Genomic DNA, 15,034 nt, shown 5'->3' on the forward strand with positions numbered 1-15,034 from the left:
CGGCCCGCCGCGTTTGGCTTAGCCTTGGGCGGCGAAGGCCTCGCGGATCTGGTCCAGCACGCTGGCATCCTCGATGGTGCCGGGCACGGTCACTGGCTCGCCATTGGCGATCTTCTTCATCGCCGCGCGCAGGATCTTGCCCGAGCGGGTCTTGGGCAGGCGGGGCACCACCATCACCTCGCGGAAGGCGGCGACCGGGCCGATCTTCTCGCGCACCAGGGCGATCAGCTCGGCCTCCACCTGTTTCGGATCGCGCTCGACCCCGGCCTTCAGCACCACCAGCCCGCAGGGGATCTCGCCCTTCACGTCGTCGGAGCGGGCGATCACCGCGCATTCCGCGATGTCTTTATGGCTGGCGACCACCTCTTCCATGGCGCCGGTGGAGAGCCGGTGCCCGGCGACGTTGATGATGTCGTCGGTGCGGCCCATGATCCACACATCGCCATCCTCATCGACCATGCCGGCATCGCCGGTGCGGTACCAGCCGGGGAAGGCGGTGAGATAGGCGTTGCGGTAGCCCTCCTCATTCTGCCACAGCGTCGGCCCGCAGCCGGGCGGCATGGGCAGGCGGATGCAGAGATTGCCGACCGTGCCGCGCGGCAGGACTTCGCCCGCCTCGTCCAGGGCCTGCACGTCGTAGCCCGGCGAGGGGCGTCCGCCGGAGCCGGGCTTGAACGGGGTGAGGCCCAGGCCGAGGAAACGCGCCGTGATCGGCCAGCCGGTTTCGGTCTGCCACCAATTATCGATCACCGGCTTGTCGAGCAGCTTCTGGATCCACACGGCGGTTGGCGGGTCGCAGCGCTCACCGGCCAGAAACAGCGCCTGCAGGCTGGAGAGATCGTATTTTTGCAGATGCTCGCCCGCGAAATCCTGCTGCTTGATGGCGCGCAGCGCGGTGGGCGCGGTGAACATGCTCTTCACCTTGTGCTGCTCGACCACGCGCCAGAACGCCCCGGCATCCGGCGTGCCGACCGGCTTGCCCTCGTAGATGATGGTGGTGGCGCCCACCAGCAGCGGCGCATAGACCACATAGGAATGTCCGACCGCCCAGCCGACATCGGCGGCGGCCCACATCACCTCGCCCGCGCCGACGCCGAAGGTCGTCTTCATGCTCTGCGCCATGGCCACGGCATGGCCGCCATTGTCGCGCACCACGCCTTTCGGCCGGCCGGTGGTGCCGGAGGTGTAGAGGATATAAAGCGGGTGGGTGGCCTCGACCGGCACCGGGGCGGCGGGCGCGGCGGCGGCCTCGGCGGCGATGAAGTCGTGGTCCAGCCCAGGGGTCATCTCGGCGCGGCAGGCGGGGCGCTGGAAGATCAGGCAGGCCTCCGGCTTGTGGTCGCAGAGGCCGAGCGCGGCGTCGAGCATCGGCTTGTAGGCGATGACGCGCCCCGGCTCCAGCCCGCAAGAGGCGGCGATGATGGCTTTGGGCTTGGCATCCGAGATGCGCGCCGCCAGCTCGGGCGGGGCGAAGCCGCCGAACACCATGGAGTGGATCGCCCCCAGCCGCGCGCAGGCAAGCATGGAGAACGCCGCCTCGGGCACCATCGGCATGTAAATAACCACGCGGTCGCCCTTTTGCACGCCCAGATTGCGCAGCGCGCCGGCGATCTTCTCGACGCGGGCGAGCGCCTCGGCGTAGGTGATCTTGAGCAGCTTGCCCTCCATCGGGCTGTCCCAGATGATGGCGGTGCGCTCGCCGTGCCCAGCCTGCACGTGGCGGTCGAGGCAGTTGAACGAGGTGTTGAGCATGGCGCCGGGGAACCAGGCGCCATAGGGGCCGATGGCGCCGTCGAAGATCTGCTCGGGCGCCTCGTCCCAGGAAATCAGGTTCGCGCAATCGGCCCAATAGGCCTCGGGGTTGGCTTGCCAGCCGGCATACAGGGCGGTGTAGGCGGTCATCCTCGGTCTCTCTCAGGTCCTGAACGTATCAACAAATAAAAAGGGGCGGCCAAAAGGCCGCCCCTGAGTCGCGCCGGATCAGCTCCGGGCGCCAAGCGGCAGCACGGTCTTGCCATGCGCCTCGTTGATGACTTCCGCGGCCCCCGTATAGAACGCCAGGGCGGCGGTGATCAGGCCGCCATAGCCGCCAATGGTGCCAAGCGCGGGCATGCCCAGCAGCTTGCCGAAGCCGAGCAGAAAGAAGGTCGGCACCAGCGCGGTGAAGACCAGGAACACCGCGCGGTTGAGCGCGAAGGTGCCGATCCACATGGCGGTGGTGAGCGCGCCCCAGATGATCAGATACCAGCCGACGGCGGCGCCGACATCGGCCCCGGCCACGGTGGAGGGGATGTCGCCGACAAAGAACTTCACGAACAGCGCGAAGCTCCACCAGAACGCGCCGTAAGACGAGAAGGCGACGAAGCCGAAGGTGTTGCCCCTGGCCATTTCCATCATCCCGGCGAAGAACTGGGCGGTGCCGCCAAAGGCGAAGGCCATGGCGAGCACCAGCGGCATCAGCGCGCCCTCAGGCAGGAGCCCGGCATTCGCCATGCTGAGCAGCCATGTGGTGAGCGCGAAGCCGAAGAGCCCGAGGGGAGCCGGGTTGGCAAGTTTCATACGTGTCTTCCTCCAACTGGACTTGTTAACGCAATTTTTTATCATTTGTGGTGCATGATAGTGCATCACGACCGTTGCGGTTATGGCAGATTCTGGTCGAATGGCAAAATGTTGCGTAAAGTGGTCCGGTCCACTGTATCGTTTTAGGACAGACCAGCTATGCGTTTATGTCAGATGACGGTGGGGGTCTGCACGCCGTCCATGGAGATGGTGACGCCGGAGACATAGCCGGCGCGGCCTGATGCCAGGAAAACCGCCATGTTGGCGATATCCTCGGGCGCCGCCATGCGGCCAAGCCCGATATGGGCGACCGCGCGTTCCAGCGCGGCCTCTGTGGTGATGCCCTCACGCGCGGCATTCGCGGCGAGGAAGCCGGTGACCCGGCCCGTGGCGGTGAGGCCGGGGTTGAGGCCGACGACGCGCACGCCCTGGCGGCCATAGGCGGCGGCGAGCCCGGCGGTGGCCAGCATCAGCGCGGCATTGGCCGCGCCGCCGGAGATGTGCACCGGATTGGCGACCTTGCCGCCATTGCCGATGATATTGACGATGACGCCGGCGCCCCGCGCCGCCATGCCCTTCACCGAGGGGTCGATGACATTGATGTAGCTGAAGAATTTGGCGTCCATGGCCTCACGCCAGAGGGCCGGGGTGAGTGCCTCCGGCGCCACCCGCCGGGCCGCCCCGGCGGAATTCACCAGCACATCGAGCGGGCCGAGCGCGGCCTCCACCTGGGCGAGCATCGCCGCTGCGTCCTCGGCGGCGGTCAGATCGGCGGCGAAGCCCAGCGCGCCGGGCAGGCTGGCCAGCGCGATGTCGAGATTGGCTTGGCTGCGCGAGCAGATGGCCACGCGCGCACCTTCGTTCAGAAACGCTTTGGCGCAGGCGAGGCCGATGCCCTTGGAGCCGCCAGTGACGAGCACCGCCTTGCCGGCAAGCCCCAATTCCATCAGGCGCGCGCCGCCTCGGCCGGGTGCAGGATCTGGCACAGCGCCGCCACCAATTCGTCCATCATCGCGTCGGTGTGCTTCGGCCCGGGGGTGAAGCGCAGGCGCTCAGTGCCCTTGGGCACGGTGGGGTAGTTGATCGGCGTCGCGTACATGCCGAATTCGCGGATCAGCCGCATGGAGACGGCGGTGGCCTTGGCGGCGTCGCCGATCATCAGCGGCACGATATGGCTGGTGCTCGGCATCACCGGCAGCCCGGCGGCGGCGAATTTGGCCTTCAGCGTCTCCGCCCGGTTGAACAGCAGCGCGCGGCGGGCTGCGTCTTGCCGCAGGGAGCGGATCGAGGCCAGCGCCGCGGCCACGGTGGGCGGCGGCAGGGCGGTGGTGAAGATGAACCCGGCGGCGACCGAGCGGATATAATCCAGCACCTTGAAATCGCCGGTGATGTAGCCGCCATGGCAGCCATAGGCCTTGGCCAGCGTGCCCTCGATGATGGTGATGCGGTTGGCCACGCCGTCGCGCTCCGACACGCCGCCGCCCTGCGGGCCATACATGCCCACGGCATGCACCTCGTCGAGATAGGTGAGCGCCTCGTATTTATCCGCGAGGTCGCAGATCTCGCTGAGCGGCGCGATGTCGCCATCCATCGAATACACGCTCTCGAAGGCGATCAGCTTTGGTGCGTCCTTGGGCGCGGCGGCGAGCTTCGCCTCCAGATCGGCCATGTCGTTGTGTTTGAACACATGCACCGTGGCCTGGCGCCCGCCCTTGATACCGACGATCATCGAGTTGTGGTTCTGCGCGTCGGAGAACACGTGCCAGTCGGGCAGGGCGTTGAGGATCGCGGTCAGGCTCGCCTGGTTGGAGACATAGCCCGAGGTGAACAGCAGCGCCGCGTCCTTGCCGTGCAGGTCGGCCAGCTCCTCCTCCAGCGCCACATGCAGCGGGCTGGAGCCGGCGATGTTGCGCGTGCCCCCGGCCCCGGCGCCGTAGCGGCGGGCGGCATCCACCGCGGCCTCGATGACCACCGGATCGGTGCCCATGCCGAGATAATCATTGGTGGACCAGACCAGGATATCCCTGGTTTTGCCCTCCATCGTGACACGGTAATAGGGGAAGGTCTCGACCAGTTTTTCAAGCGCCACGAAGCGCCGGTAGCGCCCCTGGGCGGAAATTTCGGCCAGAGCCTCGTCGCATTTAACCAGAAACTTGTGCATCGGAACCCGTGCGTCGCTGAACCTCAGGCAAAAAGGGCATCCGCCGGGCCGGAGTCAATGACGTATATCAACGCCCAGGGTTGAGCGGGGCGGGAAGGAGCGGGCAGGGTGCCCGCTTCCAATGTCCTCAGGAGAGTTCAGGAGCGGCCGCTCACATAGGTGCGCAGGGAGTCGACCTCGAACTGGCTTTGGTCGATGCGCGCCTTCACCACGTCGCCAATGCTGACGAGGCCGGTGAGGATACCGTTTTCCATGATCGGCAGATGGCGGAAATGCCCATTGGTCATCACCTCCATGGCTTCGGCCACGGTGGTTTCCGGGGTGCCGGTGGTGGGATTGGGCGTCATCAGCGCGGTGGCGGTCATGTCCAGCGTCTCCTGAGCATGCTTGGCCAGGCTGCGCACGATGTCGCGCTCCGAGAGGATGCCCACCAGCCGCCCGGCATCCAGCACCAGAACGGCGCCGATGCCACGCTCCGCCAGTGTCGCGATCACGGAGGTGATCCGCGCCTCCGGCGCGACAGAGATGAAGCCGGACGGCTTGTTGCGCAGAATCTGTCGGACAGTCATGGCTGTTCTCCCTTGTACCCGGAGGTTGAGTATGGGCAGGGGAGCGCCAGGGCGCAATTATTTATTTCGGTTGCGCGAGCGGGCCGTATAGCACCGGGCGGCGGTCGGTGAAGAACGGGTCGGCCGCGCGCACCGCGGCGAGATGCGCGTGGCTGGCCTCGGCGTAGAGCATCTCCTCGCCGCGCCCGGCCATGGCCAGCACCGTGCCATCCGGGCCGCACAGGCTGGAGAGGCCGACATAAGACAACCCGTCATCATCGCCGCTATGGTTGGCATAGGCGGTATAAACCTGGTTCTCATAGGCGCGCGCGGGTAGCACATGGCGGGCGACCTGCTCATAGGGCTGCATCTGCGCGGTGGGGATGAGCAGGATTTCCGCCCCCGCTAAGGCGAGGCGCCGGGCCGGCTCGGGGAATTCGATATCGTAGCAGATCAGCAGCCCGATCTTGAAGCCGCCCAGCTCGGCCACGGGAAACGCGTCGCCCACCGCCTTGAACATGGCGCGGTCGAGATCGCCGAACAGATGCGTCTTGCGGTAATTGAGCAGGAGATCGCCCTCCGGCCCGATCAGCACGGCGGAATTGGCGACTTGCGCCCCCACTTTCTCCGGGTAGCCGAACACCAGGGCGATGCCGGTCTCGCGCGCGATCTGCCGCGCCGGGGCGAGGCCCTCGGCGGTCATTGCCTGGGCCAGGGCGGCCTCCGGCCCGATATTATAGCCGGAGAGATACATCTCGGGCAGGATCAGCAGATCCGCCCCCTGGGCCTTGGCCTCGCGGGCCCGGGCCTCCATGTGCCCGAACGCGGCCGGGATGTTGTTGATATGGCCGGGGCCCTGGTACAGCGCGATTTTCATGGGGCCAGCTTAAGCCCGGCCGGGGCTTGTTGAAAAGATCGTCGAAAGTCGCTAAACCCGGCCCCGCCGGCACCCCTGGAGGCCGGCTTTTGTTGTTTGTAGGAGCGTATGATGGCCAATTTTGAAGTGATCGAGGCCTTTGCGCGTCCGCGTGCCGGCAAGGGGGTGGCGCGGGCGACGAGGCGTGAGGGCAAGGTGCCCGCCGTGATTTATGGTGCGAACCAGGAACCGAGCCTCATCGCGCTCGACCCGCGCGCGGTGATGCGCGAGCTGAAGCGCGGCGGCTGGCGTTCGCGCCTGTATGAGATTTCCGTGGACGGACAGAAGAGCCGCGCGCTGATGCGCGACGTGCAGTTTCACCCGGTCACCGACCAGCCCGAGCATGTGGACTTCCAGCGCCTCGCCGCCGGTGAGCGCGTGCGCGTGGCCGTGGCCGTCAGCTTCCTGAACGAAGCCACCAGCCCGGGCCTGAAGCGCGGCGGTGTGCTCAACATCGTGCGCCACAAGGTGGAGGTCGAGGTCGACCCCGACCACATCCCGGAGAAATTCGAGGCCGATCTGGGCACGCTGGATATCAACGACAATATCCGCTGGCACGACCTCAAGGGCGCGGAGAACTGCAAGCCGGTGATCATCGGGCGCGATTTCGTGATCGCCACCGTGGCGCCGCCGACCGTCTCCGCTGAGCAGCTGGCCGCCGACGCTGCCGCTGCCGCCGCCGCTGCCGCCGCGAAGGCCGGCAAGGGCGGCAAGAAGAAGTAACGCCGTTTAGCGCCGCGCCATGCTGTTATGGGTTGGCCTTGGAAACCCGGAACCGGGCATGGCGCGCAACCGGCACAATATCGGCTTCATGGCCGTGGATACGATTGCGCTCCGCCACGGGTTCAGCCCGTGGCGGCCGCGTTTTAAGGGGACGGCCGCTGAAGGGCGGATCGGCCTGCACCGTGTCCTGCTGCTGAAGCCGATGACCTACATGAATTTGTCGGGTGAGGCGGTGCAGGAGGCGGCGGCGTTTTACAAGATCGAGCCTGCCGCGATCACCGTGTTTCATGACGAGCTGGATATCCCGCCTGGCGCCGTGCGGTGCAAAAAAGGCGGCGGGCATGCCGGGCATAACGGGCTGCGCAGCATCGACAAGCATTTGAGCACGCCGGAATATTGGCGGGTGCGGCTGGGCATTGGCCATCCGGGCGACAAGGCGCGGGTGACCGGCCATGTGCTGGGGGATTTTTCCAAATCGGAAACCTGGCTGCTGCCATTGCTCGACGCGGTGGCCGATAACGCTGATCTGCTGGCCGCGGGCAAGCCAGAACAATTTTTGGCGCGAGTGGCGCAGGCTTAAGGAGGCGCGAGGATATGGGTTTTAATTGCGGCATCGTGGGCCTGCCGAATGTCGGCAAGTCCACCCTGTTCAACGCGCTCACCGCGACGGTGGCGGCGCAGGCGGCGAATTATCCGTTCTGCACCATCGAGCCGAATGTCGGCCGGGTGGCGGTGCCGGATAAGCGCATGGAGAAGCTGGCTGAAATCGGCAAATCCATAAAGGTGGTGCCGACCAGCCTGGAATTCGTCGATATCGCCGGGCTGGTACGCGGCGCCTCCAAGGGCGAGGGGCTGGGCAACCAGTTCCTGGCCAATATCCGCGAGGTGGACGCGATCGTGCACGTGCTGCGCTGCTTTGAGGATTCCGACGTGACGCATGTGGAGGGCTCGGTGGACCCGGTCCGCGATGCCGACACGGTGGAGACCGAGCTGATGCTCGCCGATCTTGAGAGCCTGACCAAGCGCGTGCCGATGCTGCAAAAGAAGGCCAAGAGCAACGACAAGCTGGCCGCCGCCGAGCTGGCGCTGGTCGAGCCGCTGATCGCCGCGCTGGAGGCGGGCAAGCCCGCGCGCACCGCCATCCCCAAGGGCGAGGAGGAAGCGGTGAAGCGGCTCAATCTGCTCACCTCGAAGCCGGTGCTGTATGTCTGCAATGTCGAGGAGGCCGCCGCCGCCAGCGGCAATGCATTCTCCACCCGCGTGGCCGAGATGGCCGCCGCCCAGGGGGCGCGGCATGTGATCATCTCGGCGGCGATCGAGGCCGAGGTGTCGCAGCTGCCGGAGGAGGACCGCGCCGGGTTCCTGGCCGATCTCGGGCTGGAGGATTCCGGCCTCGACCGCATCATCCGCGCTGGTTACGCGTTGCTCGGGCTGATCACCTATTTCACGGTGGGGCCGAAGGAGACGCGCGCCTGGACGATCATCAACGGCGCCAAGGCGCCAGGCGCGGCGGGCGTCATCCATGGCGATTTCGAGCGCGGCTTCATCGCCGCGGAAACCATCGCCTTTGACGATTACGTGGCCTGCAAGGGCGAGGCCGGGGCGCGCGAAGCGGGCAAGCTGCGTGTCGAAGGCAAGGAATATGTCGTCAAGGATGGCGACGTGATGCTCTTCCGCTTCAACGTCTGAGCAGGTAGGGTCGGGGCATGACCCCGACCCGCGCGATTGAAGCGATCCTCTATGGCGGCCGCTGGCTGATCCTACCCGTTTACCTTGCCATGCTCGGCCTGCTGGGCATTCTGGTATGGTATTTCCTGATGGATCTGTGGCACGCCTTGCCACTGCTGCAGAACATCTCCGAGGCCAGCCTCGTCATCCTCACCCTCAAGCTGATCGATTTGTCGCTCACCGCGAATTTGGTGATGCTGGTCATCCTGGCGGGATACGAGAATTTCGTGCGCCGGGGAGAGTTTGGCGATGATGCCCGGCCGGAATGGCTGGGCAAGATCGATTTCGCCGGGCTGAAGCTGAAATTGCTGGGCGCGATCACGGTGATCGGCGCGGTGGATCTGCTGCGCAGCTTTCTGGAAGTGGACCAGCAGAGCGACCGCGATCTGCTATGGCAGATCATCATCGTCGGGCTGTTTAGCGTGATGGCGCTGCTCTTCGCGGTGACCGATTACATCACCGACTCAGCCCACGCCAAGCTGCACCAGGATTAAAACAGCACCAGATCGTCGCGGTGGATCATCTCATCGCGGCCACGGAAGCCGAGCAGCGCCTCGAAATCCTCGGAGCGATGGCCGGCGATGACGGCCGCTTCGTCGCTGGTATAGGTGACGAGGCCGCGCGCAATGCGCAGCCCCGCCTGGTTCAGCACATCCACCGGATCGCCACGCCCGAACGTGCCGCTCACCGCCTTGATGCCAGCGGGTAGCAGGGAGGAGCCGTTTGCCAGCGCCTTAGCGGCCCCGGCGTCGATGGTGAGCGTGCCCTGGGGGGCCAGATGCCCGGCGATCCAGGTCTTGCGGGCCGAGCGGCCCTCGGGCGCGGGCAGGAACCAGGTGCATTTGCCGCCCTTGGAGATGGCGGCGATGGGGTTGGGGCGGCCGCCAAGGGCGATGGCCATCGCGCAGCCCGCCTGGGTGGCGATATGCGCCGCCACCAGCTTGGTGCGCATGCCGCCCGAGGAATAGCCCGGCGGCGGCTCGCCGCCCATGGCGTCGATTTCCGGCGTCAGCACGGGCACCACGGGGATATGCGAGGCATCCGGGGTCTTGCGCGGGTCGGCGGTGTAGAGGCCATCGATATCGGAGAGCAGCAAAAGCACGTCGGCCTGCACCATCTCGGCCACGCGGGCGGCCAAGCGGTCATTGTCACCATAGCGGATTTCCGCCGTGGCCACGGAGTCGTTCTCGTTGATGACCGGGACGCAGCCGAGCGAGAGCAGGGTGGAGAGGGTGGCGCGGGCGTTGAGATAGCGGCGCCGGTCCTCGGTGTCGTCCAGCGTGATCAGCAGCTGCGCGGCGGTGAGCGATTTTTCGGAGAGCGTTTCGGCCCAGGCCTGGGCAAGGCGGATCTGGCCCACCGCGGCGGCGGCCTGTTTTTCATCGAGCCGCAGCTTGGCGCCGTTGAGCCCGAGCTGGCGGCGCGCCAGCGCGATGGCGCCCGAGGAGACAACGATGATTTCAGCCCCGCGCCCGGCCAGGGCGGCGATGTCATCGACCACGCCGCGCAGCCAGTCCATACGCGGGGCGGCGGTGGCGGGGTCGACGATCAGCGCGCTGCCGATCTTGATGACGATGCGCTTGGCGGTGGCCAGCGACGGGATCATGCCTTGCGGGCCTCGGTAATGACGTTTTGCAGGGCGCGCAGCACCTCTGGCACGCCCTGGCCGCTGATCGCGGAAATCCCCATCACCACCGCGCCCGAGGCTTTCGCCAGGGCCGCGCGGCGGGCGGAGAACTCGCGCGGGGTCATCGCGTCCATCTTGTTCAGCACCACGATCTCGGGCTTGTCCGCGAGGCCGCCGCCATAGGCTTCCAGCTCGTGGCGGATGGTGCGCCAGGCATCGACCACGCTGCCGGCGGCGCCGTCGATCAGGTGCAGCAGCACCGCGCAGCGCTCGACATGGCCGAGGAAGCGGTCGCCGAGCCCGGTGCCCTCATGCGCCCCCTCGATCAGGCCGGGGATGTCGGCGAGCACGAATTCCTCGGACATCGACAGCCGCACAACGCCGAGCTGCGGGTGCAGGGTGGTGAAGGGGTAGTCGGCGATCTTGGGCTTGGCGCCCGAGACGGTCTTGAGGAAGGTGGATTTGCCGGCATTCGGCAGGCCGACCAGCCCAGCATCGGCGATCAGCTTCAGCCGCAGCCAGACCCAGCGCTCCTCGCCCGGCCAGCCTTTGTCGGCGCGGCGCGGGGCGCGGTTGGTGCTGGTCTTGTAACGGGCATTGCCGAAACCGCCATCGCCGCCCTTGAGCAGGGCGATGCGCATGCCCGGCTTGTCGAGATCGGCGAGCATGGTCTCGCGCTCGTCGTCGAAGATTTGGGTGCCGACCGGCACCTTGATGACCAGCGGCGGCGCGCCCGCGCCCGTGCGGTCAGACCCCGCGCCGTTGCCGCCCTTCTTGGCCTTGAAATGCTGAGTGTAGCGAAAGTCGATCAGCGTGTTCAGGTTCTCGACGGATTCGAACACGATATCGCCGCCGCGGCCGCCATCGCCGCCGTCCGGCCCGCCGAACTCAATGTATTTCTCGCGCCGGAAAGCGGTGACGCCGTCGCCGCCATCGCCGGATTTGAGGAAGATTTTCGCTTGATCGAGGAATTTCATGATTGGGCTCCAACAAAAAAGGCCGGCTTGAGGCCGGCCTTGCTGCGGAGATATCCGTTTAGATTACTCAGCGGCCAGCTTGACCGGGGCGACCGACACATGCACCCGGTCATCGGCCTTGCGCTCGAACAGCACGGTGCCGTCGGTGAGGGCGAAGAGGGTGTGGTCACGGCCGACGCCCACATTGGCGCCCGGCTTCACCTTGGTGCCGCGCTGGCGGATGATGATGTTGCCGGCGATGACGGCCTGGCCGCCCGCCTTTTTGACGCCAAGGCGCCGGCCCGCGGTATCGCGGCCGTTACGGGACGAACCGCCTGCTTTCTTGTGTGCCATGTTTCAGTGCTCCTTAGGCCGCGTTGATCGAGGACACGCGCAGGACGGTCACGTGCTGGCGGTGGCCGTTCTTGCGGCGGCTGTTCTGCCGGCGGCGCTTCTTGAAGATGATGACTTTGTCCAGGCGATCCTGGGCGATGACGGTGGCGGTGACCGAGGCGCCGGCCACCACGGGGGCGCCGAGCTTCAGCGAGCCCTCGCCGCCGACGGCCAGAACGTCGGTAAAGGTGACCGTGCTGCCGGCTTCCGCCTCCAGCTTCTCAACCTTCAGCACCGCGTCGGGCGTGACACGGTATTGTTTGCCGCCGGTGCGGATGACTGCGAACATGGTTCAAAAAATCCTGTATCGACAAAACGAAGTTCGCGGCAAGGAAACCCAGCCGCGGGAGTGGCGCGTTATAGCCGGGCTGGGGCTGGTGTCAATGCGGATTCGTGGCAAGGCGGGCGCAGAAAACCAGCCAGGCTGTTGCCGAGCGCGCATCCCCCGCCTATAAGCGCCGCCACACGACCCAAGGAGAGGTGCCAGAGTGGCCGATTGGGGCAGTCTCGAAAACTGTTGTGCGTGCAAGCGTACCGTGGGTTCGAATCCCACCCTCTCCGCCAGAAACCCCTGCACTTAAGTGCAGCGCCACCGCAAAACCCCTTGAAAAACCAGCAATTAACCATGGCCAACTTGCTTGACCGTGCGCTCCCCTGCGCGTACATCTCGTCCTGATTTGTGGGCTGGATTGTGGGTGGAAGTTGGGCGGAAGATGGCCAGAGCGATTGAGAAACTCTCCCCGGCGGTGGTTAGGAATACCAACACCCCCGGCACCTATGGCGATGGTGGTGGGCTGTGGCTGAAAGTCGGGCCGGGCGCCATTGAGACCGTTGAACGCCCCGCCCACGTGCGGGTGAGTTACCAAGATGTCGACGGCACCTTCACCACGGAAGAAGCCGACGGGCTGTTGGCCGTTTGCCTGCAACATGAGATCGACCAGCTCGATGGGGTGTTTTGGCTTCAGCGCCTCTCACGCCTCAAACGCGACCGGCTGGTGAAGAAATGGGAAAAACAACAGAAGCGTTGAGACGCATGTGATGGCACACCGGTAGGGGGGCGATTGGCACAATCGCCCCCTCGCCGCAAAGCTGCAACGCGCCCTTTGTGGTCGTTCGTGGGGCTGAGGGCATATTTCGAAAGCAGCCACTTGCCGAAACAATGGGAAGACGTGGGTCACCCATTTTATGGCGGGGTCAGATGGAGTTCTGCGGTAAAAACGCACGGCAAGTGAACACAAAGCAAACCGTAAGTTGTTCTGCACGGTTACGTAGGTCACAGGTATGCGGCATTTGATGCTACGACCAGCAGCGTTGTTCATCTTGACAGCTTCAACGTGATGCCGTCTCTTGGAGCCACCGAGGGGTGTTCCGTGAAGGAGCTGAGACGTCGCTAGGGAGAATTCCCGCCGCGATAAACCCTTTGAACCTGATCCGGGTCATACCGGCGGAGGGACGGGGATTTCAGCAGGAGCCATATTTCCCCGCTCTCTCCCTATTTTTGGAGGGGCGCAGATGACCGTCACAAGCAAACCCGCGCGGATAACGATCGGCCCGATCATTGGTTCCCGCAAAATCTATTCATCTCCCCCGGGGCATGACGACATGTTGGTACCCTTCCGCGAGGTGGCGCTGCATGAAACCTCCGGCGAACCGCCTTTCAGGCTCTACGACACGTCTGGCCCCTACACGGACTGGGCAGCGCCTATCGATCTCGACCAGGGCTTGCCGAAGCTCCGTTCACATTGGATTGCCGCCAGGAATGTCAGCGGTAAACCGGGCCGGGACGTGAAACCCGAAGATAACGGGTTCGTCGCAGCCGATCTGGCCGTTCCGCCTTGTCCAGCGCCGCATCGCGTGCTGGCGGGACAGGAGAGTCAGCTCGTCACCCAATATGAATATGCCCGCGCCGGTATCGTTACCGAGGAAATGGTCTATGCCGCCCACCGGGAAAATCTCGGACGGGCGGCAGCGCACGAGCAAGCGGCGGTGTTGCGCGCGGACGGCGAGGATTTCGGCGCCGCGATCCCCGCATTCGTCACGCCTGAATTCGTACGCGCGGAAATCGCCGCCGGGCGGGCGATCATCCCCGCCAACATCAACCATCCCGAGATTGAGCCGATGATCATCGGCCGGAACTTCCTGGTGAAGGTCAACGCCAATATCGGCAATTCCGCTGTCACCTCCTCAGCGGCAGAGGAGGTCGAGAAGCTGGTCTGGGCCATCCGCTGGGGTGCCGATACGGTGATGGACCTTTCCACAGGCCGTAACATTCATAACATTCGTGGCTGGATCCTCCGCAATTCGCCCGTGCCGATCGGTACCGTGCCCATCTATCAGGCGCTGGAAAAGGTTGGCGGCGACGCCACCAAGCTCGATTGGGAGGTATTCAAAGACACACTGATCGAGCAGGCGGAACAAGGCGTGGATTACTTCACCATTCATGCGGGTGTGCGGCTCGCCTACATCCCTCTGACGGCCAGGCGCGTCACCGGCATCGTCAGCCGCGGCGGCTCGATCGTGGCGCAATGGTGTCTCAGCCATCACCGCGAGAGTTTCCTCTATGAGCATTTCGGCGACATCTGCGACATCATGCGCAAATACGATGTCTCGTTCTCTCTCGGTGACGGGCTACGTCCCGGCTCGAACGCCGATGCCAACGACGCGGCGCAGTTCGCGGAGCTGGAAACGCTCGGCAAGCTGACGCGCGTGGCCTGGGACAAGGGTTGCCAGGTGATGGTCGAAGGGCCGGGGCATGTGCCGATGCACAAGATCAAGGCCAACATGGACAAACAGCTTGCGACTTGCGGCGAGGCGCCGTTCTACACGCTCGGGCCGCTTACCACGGACATCGCGCCGGGCTATGACCATATCACATCGGCCATAGGTGCTGCGATGATCGGCTGGTTCGGCACCGCCATGCTCTGCTACGTCACGCCGAAAGAGCATCTCGGCCTGCCCAACCGTGAGGACGTGAAAACCGGCGTCATCACCTATAAACTGGCGGCGCACGCGGCGGACCTTGCTAAAGGCCATCCGGCGGCGCGGTTGCGTGATGACGCCATCTCCCGCGCACGGTTCGAGTTCCGCTGGGAAGATCAGTTCAACCTCTCGCTCGATCCCGACACCGCGCGGGATTTCCACGACCAGACCCTGCCAAAGGAGGCGCACAAGACCGCGCATTTCTGCTCCATGTGCGGACCGAAATTCTGTTCGATGAGGATCAGTCACGACATTCGGGAAGAGGCGGAACGCCAAGCCGGGCTGGACGCACAGAGCGCGGCCTTTAAGGATGCCGGCAACCACCTCTATGTGCCAGTGGCGGATCAGGACATGGTCCAGGTCAATGAATGATCACTCCTGACGCTCGCGGCGAAATCAGAGCCAAAACCATCCCAGGATGGTGGTTCTCGCCATGGGATGGAC

The 15,034-nt window shown here is 65.2% G+C and carries 16 protein-coding genes, 1 tRNA gene and 1 riboswitch; of the genes, 7 read left to right on the plus strand and 10 right to left on the minus strand.

The features are described from left to right. Positions 1 to 18 precede the first annotated feature (18 nt). From LI953_RS13340 to LI953_RS13365, 6 genes are all read right to left on the minus strand, one after another. Complete coding sequence (locus LI953_RS13340; RefSeq protein ID WP_227076586.1) at positions 19 to 1,902, minus strand: AMP-binding protein; 1,884 nt, start codon at positions 1,900 to 1,902, stop codon at positions 19 to 21. Positions 1,903 to 1,980: 78 nt separating this feature from the next. Continuing rightward, positions 1,981 to 2,559, minus strand: a complete 579-nt coding sequence (locus LI953_RS13345; protein ID WP_255643184.1) for an acetate uptake transporter — start codon at positions 2,557 to 2,559, stop codon at positions 1,981 to 1,983. 170 nt (positions 2,560 to 2,729) lie between these two features. Continuing rightward, positions 2,730 to 3,506: an SDR family NAD(P)-dependent oxidoreductase gene (locus tag LI953_RS13350; RefSeq protein ID WP_227076588.1), complete on the minus strand. Its 777-nt coding sequence runs from the start codon at positions 3,504 to 3,506 to the stop codon at positions 2,730 to 2,732. Next, complete coding sequence (gene hemA, locus LI953_RS13355; protein ID WP_227076589.1) at positions 3,506 to 4,720, minus strand: 5-aminolevulinate synthase; 1,215 nt, start codon at positions 4,718 to 4,720, stop codon at positions 3,506 to 3,508. The genes LI953_RS13350 and hemA overlap by 1 nt, the downstream gene beginning before the upstream one ends. A 137-nt stretch (positions 4,721 to 4,857) precedes the next feature. Further along, positions 4,858 to 5,289 (minus strand): CBS domain-containing protein, encoded by a 432-nt coding sequence (locus tag LI953_RS13360; RefSeq protein WP_227076590.1) that lies wholly within the window; start codon positions 5,287 to 5,289, stop codon positions 4,858 to 4,860. Between the two features lie 61 nt (positions 5,290 to 5,350). Then, on the minus strand, positions 5,351 to 6,145 hold the full coding sequence (locus LI953_RS13365) for a carbon-nitrogen hydrolase family protein (protein WP_227076591.1): 795 nt from the start codon (positions 6,143 to 6,145) through the stop codon (positions 5,351 to 5,353). A gap of 111 nt (positions 6,146 to 6,256) precedes the next feature. Between LI953_RS13365 and LI953_RS13370 the strand changes: the two genes are divergently transcribed. Genes LI953_RS13370 through LI953_RS13385 form a run of 4 tightly spaced genes read left to right on the plus strand, consistent with a single transcriptional unit; the run spans position 6,257 to position 9,129 of the window. Beyond that, a complete protein-coding gene (locus LI953_RS13370) occupies positions 6,257 to 6,907 on the plus strand; it encodes a 50S ribosomal protein L25/general stress protein Ctc (protein WP_227076592.1) in 651 nt (216 codons plus the stop codon). A gap of 19 nt (positions 6,908 to 6,926) precedes the next feature. Then, positions 6,927 to 7,487, plus strand: coding sequence for an aminoacyl-tRNA hydrolase (gene pth / locus LI953_RS13375; protein WP_227076593.1), 561 nt, complete (start codon positions 6,927 to 6,929; stop codon positions 7,485 to 7,487). 14 nt (positions 7,488 to 7,501) lie between these two features. Further along, on the plus strand, positions 7,502 to 8,596 hold the full coding sequence (ychF, locus tag LI953_RS13380; protein ID WP_227076594.1) for a redox-regulated ATPase YchF: 1,095 nt from the start codon (positions 7,502 to 7,504) through the stop codon (positions 8,594 to 8,596). Between the two features lie 17 nt (positions 8,597 to 8,613). Beyond that, the gene (locus tag LI953_RS13385) at positions 8,614 to 9,129 is read left to right on the plus strand and encodes a YqhA family protein (protein WP_227076595.1); all 516 of its coding nucleotides are present in this window, start codon (positions 8,614 to 8,616) and stop codon (positions 9,127 to 9,129) included. On the opposite strand, the gene proB is transcribed toward LI953_RS13385, so the two are convergent. The 4 genes from proB to rplU all read right to left on the minus strand — a co-directional run bounded on the left by proB (position 9,126) and on the right by rplU (position 11,900). Continuing rightward, positions 9,126 to 10,241, minus strand: a complete 1,116-nt coding sequence (gene proB / locus LI953_RS13390) for a glutamate 5-kinase (protein WP_227076596.1) — start codon at positions 10,239 to 10,241, stop codon at positions 9,126 to 9,128. The two genes, LI953_RS13385 and proB, sit on opposite strands and share 4 nt — an antisense overlap. Continuing rightward, positions 10,238 to 11,239 (minus strand): GTPase ObgE, encoded by a 1,002-nt coding sequence (obgE, locus tag LI953_RS13395; protein WP_227076597.1) that lies wholly within the window; start codon positions 11,237 to 11,239, stop codon positions 10,238 to 10,240. The genes proB and obgE overlap by 4 nt, the downstream gene beginning before the upstream one ends. A gap of 63 nt (positions 11,240 to 11,302) precedes the next feature. Then, the gene (gene rpmA / locus LI953_RS13400; protein WP_227076598.1) at positions 11,303 to 11,572 is read right to left on the minus strand and encodes a 50S ribosomal protein L27; all 270 of its coding nucleotides are present in this window, start codon (positions 11,570 to 11,572) and stop codon (positions 11,303 to 11,305) included. Positions 11,573 to 11,585: 13 nt separating this feature from the next. Then, positions 11,586 to 11,900, minus strand: coding sequence for a 50S ribosomal protein L21 (gene rplU / locus LI953_RS13405; RefSeq protein ID WP_227076599.1), 315 nt, complete (start codon positions 11,898 to 11,900; stop codon positions 11,586 to 11,588). 185 nt (positions 11,901 to 12,085) lie between these two features. Between rplU and LI953_RS13410 the strand changes: the two genes are divergently transcribed. From LI953_RS13410 to thiC, 3 genes are all read left to right on the plus strand, one after another. Beyond that, positions 12,086 to 12,175 (plus strand) — tRNA-Ser (locus LI953_RS13410). A gap of 149 nt (positions 12,176 to 12,324) precedes the next feature. Further along, positions 12,325 to 12,639: a peptide deformylase gene (locus LI953_RS13415; protein ID WP_227076600.1), complete on the plus strand. Its 315-nt coding sequence runs from the start codon at positions 12,325 to 12,327 to the stop codon at positions 12,637 to 12,639. A gap of 321 nt (positions 12,640 to 12,960) precedes the next feature. Next, positions 12,961 to 13,081, plus strand: a riboswitch (TPP riboswitch). Positions 13,082 to 13,123: 42 nt separating this feature from the next. Next, positions 13,124 to 14,962, plus strand: a complete 1,839-nt coding sequence (gene thiC / locus LI953_RS13420; RefSeq protein ID WP_227076601.1) for a phosphomethylpyrimidine synthase ThiC — start codon at positions 13,124 to 13,126, stop codon at positions 14,960 to 14,962. Positions 14,963 to 15,034: the final 72 nt, after the last annotated feature.

It is taken from the genome of Acidocella sp. KAb 2-4 (assembly GCF_020567705.1).
Taxonomy (GTDB): Bacteria; Pseudomonadota; Alphaproteobacteria; order Acetobacterales; family Acetobacteraceae; genus Acidocella.

Bases quoted from the DNA above. Each gene is read 5' to 3' on its own strand.
- ychF (WP_227076594.1), top strand. From the start codon at position 7,502: ATGGGTTTTAATTGCGGCATCGTGGGCCTGCCGAATGTCGGCAAGTCC.
- LI953_RS13385 (WP_227076595.1), top strand. From the start codon at position 8,614: ATGACCCCGACCCGCGCGATTGAAGCGATCCTCTATGGCGGCCGCTGG.
- hemA (WP_227076589.1), bottom strand. From the start codon at position 4,720: ATGCACAAGTTTCTGGTTAAATGCGACGAGGCTCTGGCCGAAATTTCC.
- pth (WP_227076593.1), top strand. From the start codon at position 6,927: ATGCTGTTATGGGTTGGCCTTGGAAACCCGGAACCGGGCATGGCGCGC.
- obgE (WP_227076597.1), bottom strand. From the start codon at position 11,239: ATGAAATTCCTCGATCAAGCGAAAATCTTCCTCAAATCCGGCGATGGC.
- LI953_RS13365 (WP_227076591.1), bottom strand. From the start codon at position 6,145: ATGAAAATCGCGCTGTACCAGGGCCCCGGCCATATCAACAACATCCCG.
- thiC (WP_227076601.1), top strand. From the start codon at position 13,124: ATGACCGTCACAAGCAAACCCGCGCGGATAACGATCGGCCCGATCATT.
- rplU (WP_227076599.1), bottom strand. From the start codon at position 11,900: ATGTTCGCAGTCATCCGCACCGGCGGCAAACAATACCGTGTCACGCCC.
- proB (WP_227076596.1), bottom strand. From the start codon at position 10,241: ATGATCCCGTCGCTGGCCACCGCCAAGCGCATCGTCATCAAGATCGGC.
- LI953_RS13360 (WP_227076590.1), bottom strand. From the start codon at position 5,289: ATGACTGTCCGACAGATTCTGCGCAACAAGCCGTCCGGCTTCATCTCT.
- LI953_RS13340 (WP_227076586.1), bottom strand. From the start codon at position 1,902: ATGACCGCCTACACCGCCCTGTATGCCGGCTGGCAAGCCAACCCCGAG.
- rpmA (WP_227076598.1), bottom strand. From the start codon at position 11,572: ATGGCACACAAGAAAGCAGGCGGTTCGTCCCGTAACGGCCGCGATACC.
- LI953_RS13345 (WP_255643184.1), bottom strand. From the start codon at position 2,559: ATGAAACTTGCCAACCCGGCTCCCCTCGGGCTCTTCGGCTTCGCGCTC.
- LI953_RS13415 (WP_227076600.1), top strand. From the start codon at position 12,325: ATGGCCAGAGCGATTGAGAAACTCTCCCCGGCGGTGGTTAGGAATACC.
- LI953_RS13350 (WP_227076588.1), bottom strand. From the start codon at position 3,506: ATGGAATTGGGGCTTGCCGGCAAGGCGGTGCTCGTCACTGGCGGCTCC.
- LI953_RS13370 (WP_227076592.1), top strand. From the start codon at position 6,257: ATGGCCAATTTTGAAGTGATCGAGGCCTTTGCGCGTCCGCGTGCCGGC.